The sequence below is a fragment of the uncultured Veillonella sp. genome (assembly GCF_905209685.1).
Classification (GTDB): Bacteria; Bacillota; Negativicutes; order Veillonellales; family Veillonellaceae; genus Veillonella.
Genome location: NZ_CAJLUB010000058.1, coordinates 1 through 10,698, shown reverse-complemented (window position 1 = coordinate 10,698; position 10,698 = coordinate 1). Strand labels below are relative to the sequence as shown.

The 10,698-nt window shown below is 39.3% G+C and carries 10 protein-coding genes; all 10 read left to right on the top strand.

The features are described from left to right. Positions 1–118 precede the first annotated feature (118 nt). Positions 119–1,024: a ribosome biogenesis GTPase YlqF gene (gene ylqF, locus QZ055_RS05600; RefSeq protein ID WP_295825193.1), complete on the top strand. Its 906-nt coding sequence runs from the start codon at positions 119–121 to the stop codon at positions 1,022–1,024. Further along, on the top strand, positions 1,017–1,814 hold the full coding sequence (locus QZ055_RS05595; RefSeq protein ID WP_295825191.1) for a ribonuclease HII: 798 nt from the start codon (positions 1,017–1,019) through the stop codon (positions 1,812–1,814). The genes ylqF and QZ055_RS05595 overlap by 8 nt, the downstream gene beginning before the upstream one ends. Before the next feature lie 218 nt (positions 1,815–2,032). Next, positions 2,033–2,431: a YraN family protein gene (locus tag QZ055_RS05590; protein ID WP_295825189.1), complete on the top strand. Its 399-nt coding sequence runs from the start codon at positions 2,033–2,035 to the stop codon at positions 2,429–2,431. Positions 2,432–2,442: 11 nt separating this feature from the next. Then, positions 2,443–4,083 (top strand): YifB family Mg chelatase-like AAA ATPase, encoded by a 1,641-nt coding sequence (locus QZ055_RS05585; protein WP_295825187.1) that lies wholly within the window; start codon positions 2,443–2,445, stop codon positions 4,081–4,083. 4 nt (positions 4,084–4,087) lie between these two features. Beyond that, positions 4,088–5,335, top strand: coding sequence for a DNA-processing protein DprA (gene dprA, locus QZ055_RS05580; RefSeq protein ID WP_295825184.1), 1,248 nt, complete (start codon positions 4,088–4,090; stop codon positions 5,333–5,335). Further along, complete coding sequence (topA, locus tag QZ055_RS05575) at positions 5,325–7,721, top strand: type I DNA topoisomerase (protein ID WP_295825183.1); 2,397 nt, start codon at positions 5,325–5,327, stop codon at positions 7,719–7,721. The genes dprA and topA overlap by 11 nt, the downstream gene beginning before the upstream one ends. Then, on the top strand, positions 7,714–9,039 hold the full coding sequence (gene trmFO, locus QZ055_RS05570; RefSeq protein WP_295825181.1) for a methylenetetrahydrofolate--tRNA-(uracil(54)-C(5))-methyltransferase (FADH(2)-oxidizing) TrmFO: 1,326 nt from the start codon (positions 7,714–7,716) through the stop codon (positions 9,037–9,039). The genes topA and trmFO overlap by 8 nt, the downstream gene beginning before the upstream one ends. Next, positions 9,029–9,436 (top strand): circadian clock KaiB family protein, encoded by a 408-nt coding sequence (locus QZ055_RS05565; RefSeq protein WP_295825179.1) that lies wholly within the window; start codon positions 9,029–9,031, stop codon positions 9,434–9,436. Before trmFO ends, QZ055_RS05565 begins: the two co-directional genes overlap by 11 nt. A gap of 91 nt (positions 9,437–9,527) precedes the next feature. Then, on the top strand, positions 9,528–10,391 hold the full coding sequence (gpr, locus tag QZ055_RS05560) for a GPR endopeptidase (protein WP_295825176.1): 864 nt from the start codon (positions 9,528–9,530) through the stop codon (positions 10,389–10,391). Positions 10,392–10,506: 115 nt separating this feature from the next. After that, a partial coding sequence (locus QZ055_RS05555) for a hypothetical protein (protein ID WP_295825174.1) occupies positions 10,507–10,698 on the top strand: 192 nt, incomplete at its 3' end.

Here is a 10,698-nt window from a genome sequence, read left to right as displayed (position 1 = left end):
ACTTACGTAACCTTACTGGTAAAGCTGCTCGTATTCGCGAAAAACGCTAATGTTCATAAAAGGCTGCCGTTGGCAGCCTTTTATTTTTGCTAAAATTTAGATGTAGAAAGGAAATACTATGGCAGATTCACCTATCGTACATTGGTTCCCTGGGCATATGGCGAAAGCCACACGTATGATTACGGAGTATATCAAAAAGGTAGACGTAGTTATCGAGTTACTCGATGCGCGTATTCCTCGTTCTAGTGCCAATCCTGTAATCACTGAACTCGTTGGTCAGAAACCTCATATCGTATTGTTAAATAAAGTAGATTTAGCAGATCCTAAAGCCACAAAGGAATGGACTGAATTCTTTACTAAACAAGGCATCACGGTATTGGCTATCGATTCTAAGTCTGGCAAGGGTAATAAGAAATTAATATCTACTGTAGAGCGTTTGAGCAAGCCTATTATTGACCGTTGGGTCGCAAAAGGCATTCGCAGTCGTTCTGTACGTACCATCATCTTAGGTATTCCTAATGTGGGTAAATCTACGTTGATTAACTCCTTAGCTGGTTCTGCAGCAACGCGTACAGCTAACAAAGCAGGTCATACACGTGGTCAACAATGGGTTAAAATTGGTAAAAACCTTGAATTGCTTGATACACCAGGTGTATTATGGCCTAAATTAGAAGATCAACGCGCTGCAGCTCGCCTTGCTATGACTGGTGCTGTTTCTGATGATGTGTATGATTTAGAACATGTTATTAAACAATTAATTAATCACTTGTTGACGAATACACCTAATATTTTGGTGGAGCGATATAAATTAAAAGAAGAAGAGATGACGGATGTAGATACGATTCTTGAAAGTATCGGCCGTCGTCGTGGTTGCCTCGTAAGTGGTGGCATAGTAGATTTTGATAAAGCACGCCGCATCATCTTGCAAGATTATCGTAATACTAAACTTGGTACAATTACACTCGACAAAGTAGATGAAGAACCATATTATCCTGAAGATGGTGAGGAAACACAAAATGGATAAGGATGTTTTTTCTAAATTAAAGGTTGCAGAAATAAAGGCTCTCTTTGAAACTGAACAAGCCTTAGAAATTTTGCCATTGGCTCAAGAGGACGATCGTAGCTCGGTACAAAAATTAGCTGTTTCTTATATTAAACGTCAAGAAAAAGAGTTAAAAGAACAGCAACGTCTCATGGGCATGTATGACTATGAAGGCATGTTCTATGATCAAGGTATCTATCATGTGGCCGGTGTCGATGAGGTAGGCCGAGGTCCTATTGCGGGGCCTGTAACGGTAGCTGCTGTTATCTTGCCGCCTATGACCTTAATTCCAGGCCTTAATGACTCTAAAAAGCTAACAGAAGAAAAGCGTGAGGCCCTCTACGATATCATCATGGACGAAGCCGTAGCAGTTAGCTGCATTTCGTACGGCCCAGAAAAGATTGATGAGCTCAATATCTATGAAGCAACGAGACAAGCGATGTATGAAGCGATTCGCACGCTCAGCGTACCAGCTGAAGCAGTAGTAGCTGATGCTATGAAATTGCCTGATCTGACGATTCCTGTTGAATCTATTATTAAGGGCGATAGTAAAAGCGCTAATATTGCTGCCGCATCAATCATTGCAAAGGTTACGCGAGATCGATATATGAAGAGCCTCGATGAAGAATACCCTGGTTATGGATTCGGCATTCATAAAGGCTATTATACTGAGTTACATAAAGAAGCTGTTGAACAGCAAGGTGTAACACCACTACATCGCAAGAGCTTTGAGCCTATTAAATCTATCGTTCGTTGGGTTAAACCTGAGTGATTATATTAAATTAGATTTATCATACAAATTGTGTATAGTTTATAACCGTAAAGAGGTTCCTATTGGTCACCGATGTGACTATTAGGAACCTCTTTTCTATTTACTTTCAGAGTCTCCATATTTTACGCTACAAGTAAGTATTACCTGTTGAATGTTTAAAGATGATTTGGATAAACATGTGAGTCATTGTAACTGGTACTGTAACATAGGAGGTACATATGAAAACGATTAGTACAGGTAAAGCATTTAATGAATTGGATTCAAAGGAGCTTGGTAAATGGGGCGAGCGGTTGGCCATTAAATATATTGAAAAGATAGGTCTTACCGTAGTAGATACAAATTATAGAACCCGGTTAGGCGAAATAGATATCATTGCTAAAAAAGACTTAATCTATCATTTTATTGAAATTAAAGCCCGCCGTGGAATGCAGCATGGATTGGCTCGAGAGGCAGTGACAAAGAAGAAGCAAAAGCATATAAAACGAGCCGCTATGTTGTTTCTATATGATCTTCATCAGAAAAGACGGAGGTGGAAAGAGTTATCCTTTGATGTAATCGAAGTGTACTTACATGAAGACTTTCAAAGTTCTATTCATTATTTGCCACAGTGCTTTTAGAGAGGTTGCCTATGTATGCAAAACTATATGGAGCCACTTTACATGGCATAGATGGATGTATTATTACGGTGGAAGTTGATATATCTCAAGGCTTACCTGTCTTTGACATTGTAGGACTACCTAATCAATCTGTTAAGGAGGCTCGTGAACGTGTGAGGGCCGCCATCAAAAATAGTGGCTATGAATTCCCTATGAGACGTATTGTAGTGAATCTAGCACCTGCTACGATTCGTAAAAGTAGTGCAGGACTCGATTTAGCTATTGCATTGGGTGTTCTCATTGCATCGGGACAGATAAAGGGGCGCAAAGCTAGTATTTCAGCTTTATTAAAAAACAGTTTATTTATGGGGGAGCTAGCTTTGGATGGCTCACTACTACCAACCTTTGGAACCTTGGCTATGTCCCTTGCAGGCTTGGTTTCTAATTATTCCACTATATTTACAAGTGTTGAAAATGGTCATAATTTAAAAGCCATACCAAAGCTTTCCATTTATGGGGAATCTTCATTACTACATATTATTTCTATTTTAGAGAAACTAGTTAAATCAAAGACCGTTAAAGGAAATAAAGGGACTATCAACAAATCTACAAGTTCGGCAAATCAAATCCATAATCAATCAACGGAATTGTTAGAGTCATATGATCCTGTAGATTATATTGATAAAAATAATTGTGCAGATACAGAATCTAATCAAACATATACAGTTGATTTTAGTGATGTACAGGGGCAAGAGCTTGGTAAAAGGGCTATGCTCATCAGTGCTGCAGGTCATCATCATTGTATTATGATAGGTCCACCAGGTGGTGGTAAAACGATGATGGCTGAGAGATTGCCGACCATATTACCACCTATGACATGGAATGAAATCATTGAAGTGAGTCGTATACAAGATGTAATAGGATTATTAGGAGATACAGGATTGGTTACAACTCGTCCTTTTAGACATCCCCATCATACTGCAACTTTAGCGAGTATGGTAGGCGGCGGTATTCAAGGTCGACCTGGTGAGGTAACCCTTGCTCACGGAGGTGTGCTGTTTATGGATGAGGCACCTGAATTTCAACGTCAAGTTATCGATGCGCTTAGGCAACCTTTAGAATCACGTACAATTACCATCAATCGCTCTCAAGGTAATTACATATATCCTGCCGATTTTATTTGTATCTTAGCGGCTAATCCATGTCCTTGTGGCTATTATCATGATCCGTATAAAGAGTGTGTATGTACGGAAACAATGGTTAAAAATTATCAGCAACGATTATCTGGACCTATTATGGATCGCATCGATTTGCACATACCTGTTGAAAGGCCCACATTAGAGCAATTATTAGATACTTCGTCTTCAACGATGACTAGTGAAAGTATGAGAGAACAAGTTGTTATGGCGACTTCTATGCAACAGAAACGGTATGAAGGCCTAGATTTTAGCTCTAATGGAGCCGTACCGCATAAGGCTATAGGTGAGCTTTGCCATATTACCGATAAGGCCTGGAGTATACTCGGTAATATATTTGACCATTTCCATTTAAGTGGACGTGCTTTTGATCGCATATTAAAGGTCGGTCGCACCATAGCAGACCTTGAGGGAAATCCACAAGTGGAACCACATCATATTTCTGAAGCTATGCTATTTAGAACAGGTAATAGGTAATGATATGACAAGATATGACGATACTATTTATATTGCAGGCCTACAGAGTTTATATAATGTAGGAGCTACGTATGTAAGACGATTCATAGAAGATTTTGGTTCTCCTTATGAAGCATGGAACGCTGTTAAAAATGTGGAGAATTTAAAAGGGTATACATATATTTCTATAGCTGACAAACGTGCTATTGCAGCATCGGCTAGGGATGAAAAACTTGATTATATAATTCAAAAGTTAGACGAATATCAGATGGATGTTACTACCTTTCTAGATAAAGATTTTCCATCTATGTTAAACCAAATCTATAATCCACCAGCTATATTGTTTATGCGAGGTAATCGAGCCTTATTAGATAAAAGGTTAAACCGTATTGCCATTGTAGGGGCTCGACGGTGTTCATTATATGGGCGGAATGTGGCGAGAATGTTAGGTAAAGAATTGGGCAAATACAGTACTATAATTGTGAGTGGCGGTGCTCGTGGCATTGATTCGCATGGTCATGAAGGACTACTAGCAAGTCAGGGGTACGGCATTGTTGTTATGGGATGTGGATTAGATATTGTATATCCTAGAGAAAATTCTAAATTATTTGATAGAGTACTGGCTAATAATGGGTTACTTCTATCTGAATATCCTCCAGGCACACCGCCATCAGCAAAACATTTTCCTGCACGCAACCGTATTATTAGTGGCCTTAGTCGAGGTGTAATCGTAGTAGAGGCTAAGTCTAGTAGTGGATCCTTGATTACGGCGGATATGGCGGTCAGTGAAGGGCGCGATGTATTTGTAGTACCGTGTAACCTATTAGACCACACAGCTGATGGTAATAAGTTTCTTATGCGAAATGGTGCTTTTGTATTGACTGGATACGAGGATATAGTGGAACAGTATCATTTAACATTGCGGAATTTTTTCGCCACAGAAGAGGAACTTTTACTGGCAAAAAAGAAACTTTCAACGTCAAAGAAAGAGGGACATAGTCATGTAAAAGAAGGGGATTTATCGAGTAATACATGTAAGGGTGTTGATAGTCATGGGTCGTCTATGTTAAGCTTTAGTTTGGATAAGAGTTTAATCTTGAGTGAAATACCTCATGATCGATGTATTACTGTTAGTGATATTTTGAAAGTAACTCACATTCCATTGCAACAATTGCAGCCCTTATTGCTAGAGTTAGAGCTAGAAGGGGCTATAGAGCATCAACCGCCGAGAGGCTATATTAATATGACTAGGAGTGATATACTTGTCCATTAAACGATCTATCGTTATTGGCGAGCCAAAAGCAGCTAGTACTAGTAAAGAAACAAAAAAGAAAAGTACTACAAAAGAGAGTACTACGATAAAACGTAAGGTTGCCAAAGAGGCTCTTACTCCTATGGGGATTGTTCGAGACAAGTCTGTGCTACAAACCTCTGTGCCACCTGAGCAACGGGAACCTCGCGTATATAATCCGGATGGCAAAGTATTGGTTATCGTAGAATCTCCTGCTAAATCTAAAACAATTGAAAAATTCTTAGGTCCAAACTATGTGGTAAAAGCAAGTATGGGCCACTTACGAGATTTGCCTAAATCTCAAATGGGTATCGATATAGAGCATGGCTTTACACCGCGTTATAGCAATCTAGTAACTCGTAAAAAGGTTATAGATGAACTCGTTTCCTATGCCGATGAAAGTAGTGCCGTATTGCTCGCAACTGACCCTGACCGCGAAGGGGAAGCCATTTCATGGCATTTAGCGTACATTCTTAACGTAGATCCTACGTCTACATGCCGTATTACATTTAACGAGATTACGAAAAATGCCGTTGCAGAGGCCTTAGAATCTCCACGGACTATCGATATGAACATGGTAGATGCTCAACAAGCACGCCGTGTGTTAGACCGTATCGTAGGTTATAAATTAAGTCCATTATTATGGAAAAAGGTTTGTAAGGGCCTTAGCGCAGGTCGTGTTCAATCTGTCGCTGTTCGTCTCATCTGTGAACGCGAACGAGAAATTCAAGCCTTTGTACCACAAGAATATTGGACTATTGAAGGCAATTTTGAAACGCCTAAAAAAGAGGCTTTCACAGCAGAATTAACTCATATTAAAGGCGAGAAAATCGATATTACTACTGAAAAAGATGCACAAGCCGTTGTCGATGCCATAGGCGGTGCCGATGCAGTAGTAACGAATGTGGAAAAACGTAAGCGCTCTCGTAAGGCCGCACCACCATTTACAACCTCTACGTTGCAACAGGATGGTGTTCGTAAGTTGAACTTTGGTGCGAAGCGTACAATGATGATTGCTCAACATTTGTATGAAGGTTTAGAAATCGGTTCCTATGGTCATGTAGGTTTGATTACTTATATGCGTACAGACTCTACGCGTATTTCTAAAGAAATGCAAGCTATGGCTAAGGACTATATTATTCGTAACTATGGTGAAGATTATTATCCATCTAAACCTAACATGTATGGTGCAAAAGGTTCCGCTCAAGACGCCCATGAAGCGATTCGTCCTACATCATTAGAGTTAACACCAAAAATGGTAGAACCATTCTTGAGTCGTGATGAGCTAAAATTATATACGTTGATTTGGAATCGTTTTATGGCGAGCCAAATGGCACCACAACAAAATGAATCCACTACCATTGAATTGACTGTTCATGACGACTACACATTTAAAGCCTCAGGTTCTCGTGTAATCTTCCCAGGTTTTAGTGCTGTTTATGAAGATGCTAAAAAAGAGGATGTTCCTCAATTGCCAGCGCTTAAAAAGAATGATGCTGCTCATACTGTACAGGTATTGTCTGAACAACATTTCACGCAACCACCTCCACGTTATTCTGAGGCGAGCCTCATCAAAACATTGGAAGAGCTCGGTATTGGTCGTCCAAGTACATATGCTCCAATTCTAGATACAATCGTAAGTCGTAACTATGTAGAGAATACTAATAAGCAATTCGTTCCTACAGAGTTAGGCTTTGTAGTGGTAGATTTCTTGATCGCGTACTTTGAAAAAATCATCAATACAGGTTTTACTCGTGATCTTGAAGAAGAGCTTGATGCTATTGCATCAGGTAAGGATACGTATCTAAAGGTGTTGTCTGATTTCTATGAAGTATTCGCTAAAGAGCTAGAAGATGCGAGCGATGTGGATCGCATCGAAATTGCATCTATGGAAAGTGATGAAACGTGCGAACTCTGTCATAGCCCAATGGTATATAAATTTGGTCGCTATGGTAAGTTCCTTGCATGTTCTAACTTCCCAGAATGTAAAAATACTAAACCTATTACGGTAGGGACAGGTGTAACTTGCCCTAAATGTAAAGAAGGAGAAATCGTAGAACGTAAGTCTCGTCGAGGACGTTTGTTCTATGGTTGTAACCGTTATCCACAATGTGATTTCACATTATGGGATAAACCAACCCATGAATTCTGTGATACTTGTGGTTCTATTATGGTTGAGAAGACATATAAAAATGGGACGACTAAGAAATTCTGTTCCAATGAAGCTTGTCCAACTCGACCTCCAAAGAAAACTAGAAAGAAAAAGAGCGAAGCTAGTGAAGAAACTGTAAAAGAATCTAAAGAAACTAAAGAGTCTAAGAATTCTAAAAAATCTAGCAAAGCTAACGAGGAAACAACAGTTGAATAATAAAAATGTTATTGTTATTGGCGCAGGTCTAGCTGGCTCTGAGGCGGCTTGGCAACTCGCTAACCGTGGCATTCATGTTGACTTATATGAAATGCGCCCCGTTAAAAGTTCCCCTGCACATCAAACAGATCAATTTGCAGAACTCGTATGTAGTAATTCCTTACGAGCTGGCAATATTGAAAATGCAGTAGGTCTTTTAAAAGAAGAAATGCGTATGTTTGATTCGGTTATGATGGAGGCGGCTGATATAAGCCGTGTGCCCGCGGGCGGTGCTTTGGCGGTTGACAGAGATGTTTTTGCAAAGCATATAACGGAAAAAATTAAAAATCATCCGCGTGTAACCGTATTTAATGAAGAAGTTACGGAAATCAATCCCGATGAATATACAATAATCGCAACAGGTCCGCTTACTTCGGACGGACTTGCCGATGAAATAAAGAAAATTACAGGTTCGGACGAATTGTACTTTTATGACGCAGCCGCACCGATTGTGACGGAAGAAAGTATTGACAAAGACAAAGTTTTCAAAGCGGCAAGATACGATAAAGGTACTGCCGATTATATCAACTGTCCGATGACAAAAGAGGAATATACCGCTTTTTATAACGAGCTTATCACGGCTGAAACAGCACCGCTTAAAGAATTTGAAAATCAAAAGGTTTTCGAGGGATGTATGCCTGTTGAGGTTATGGCAAAAAGAGGTGAACAGACGCTTGTGTTCGGACCGCTAAAACCTGTCGGTCTTGTCAATCCCAAAACAGGCAAGGATGATGCATATGCAATTGTTCAGTTAAGACAGGATAATAAAGAGGGTACGCTCTATAACCTTGTCGGTTTTCAGACGAATTTGAAATGGGGAGAGCAAAAACGCGTGTTCTCAATGATTCCGGGACTTGAAAATGCCGAATTTGTGCGTTACGGAGTTATGCACAGAAACACTTATATAAATTCTCCGACGCTTTTAAATAAGTATTATCAAATGGAGAAATACCCAAAAGTATTTTTTGCCGGACAGATAACCGGTGTCGAAGGTTATGTTGAGTCGGCGTCAAGCGGAATACTTGCCGGATATAATATGGCGGCTATGCTTAACGGAAAAGATATGTTTGAACCCGATTCAAAAACTTGTATCGGTGCATTACCGCTTTATATTTCAAATTCTGCAAATACAAAGTTCCAGCCTATGAATGCGAATTTCGGCATTATAGACGGACTTAACGAAAGAATAAGAAATAAAGCCGAACGCTATAATAAAATAGCAAATCGTGCTTTAGATATAATGAAAGATAAATTGAAAGGTGAGAATGATGATGAGTAAAAAGAAAATTATAGCATTGGCAATGTCAGCCGTTATGGCAGTCGGAATGATTGCAGGCTGCGGAAGTACAAAAGATTCAGGCACAGACACAGCACAAACAGAAAGCACAGAAAAGGTAACTCCTACATTTATGTACTTTGTGGCAAATGCGGACGATAACTTTGACGCAACAAACACAATGTACACTGAACTTGAAAACGAATATAAGGACAAAATCAACTTTCAACTTGTAAATGTTGACGAAAATCCTGAGGCACTTGAAAACTTCTCATTGGTAAAAGACCAAACTCCTGCACTTATTATGCTTGATACATCAAATAATATCTCGGCTATTGAATTTAAGTGCAGTGACAAGGATAAACTAAAAACAGACATAGACAATGCACTTGGAAAATAATCGAAAAGATGAGCGATACAACCGTATCGCTCTTTTTTGTATAATAATCTCTGTTTTTTCAAAAGATAGATGAAAAAAGGAGATTGTATAAATGCAGAATATAAGAACAGACTTGGCGGTGGAGGCACACGAACTCAGCAGACGTGAGGCGAAAAATGCAACGGAAATAGACGGTGTTATATCCGATGTGCGTACAGAGGACGGAATAACCGTTACGAATATAGAAATAACAAACGAAAACGGAAGTAAGGCACTTGGCAAGGCGATAGGCAATTATATAACGATTGAGTCGCCGAATTTGAAATACAGTATTGATATATACGAAAGGGTATGCACTCTTATTTCGGAGGAAATTCGTAAAATGACCGGTATAAAAAGTGACAGCCTTACACTTGTCGTAGGACTCGGAAACCGTGACATAACGCCTGACGCACTCGGTACGGAAGTGGTGTCAAGGTTGTTGGTGACACATCATATAAAACAGAATATGAAAGATTTTTTTGATGATAATATAAGCGGTGTATGTGCGTTGATACCCGGAGTTCTCGGAACAACAGGCATTGAAACTGCGGAGATTATCAAGGCAGTAAGCGAAAAGGTGAAACCGAATCTTATTATCGCCGTTGATGCAATGGCGGCGGCGGATATAAGACGTGTTTCGACCACTGTACAAATATCGGATACAGGTATTCAACCGGGTGCTGGCGTGGGAAATAACAGAGAATGTCTTAATGAAGAAACGATTGGTGCAAAGGTGATTGCGATAGGTGTACCGACCGTTATAGACGCCGCAACAATATCAAAGGTTGAAATACCAAAAGAGCTTGCACCGCTTATGGTTACGACAAAGGACATTGACCTCGTAATCGAAAGAACGGCTAAAACCGTTGCAAACGGAATTAATCTTGCACTGCACCGAGATATGACATTAAGGGATATAGAAAGCTATGTTTAAGTTCGTTGACAGTTCTAAAAATCACATCATAGATGTAATTTTTGAGGATTTTCAATGATTGACATATGGTTTATTTTGGGGTAAAATATATTAAAAACAGTAAAGGAGAAACGGAATGGAAAGTATTAATATAAATTCAAATATAAATCTGTATTATATACCTATGACGAAGTTGAAAACAACTACGATTGACGTATATATTCACAGAGATTTAAACGAAGAAGAATACAATAATGCATTAATTAATGATTTAAGAGAGCAAGCAAAAAAATATGTCGAAGAAAACAAATATCCAAAAGTTAATTAC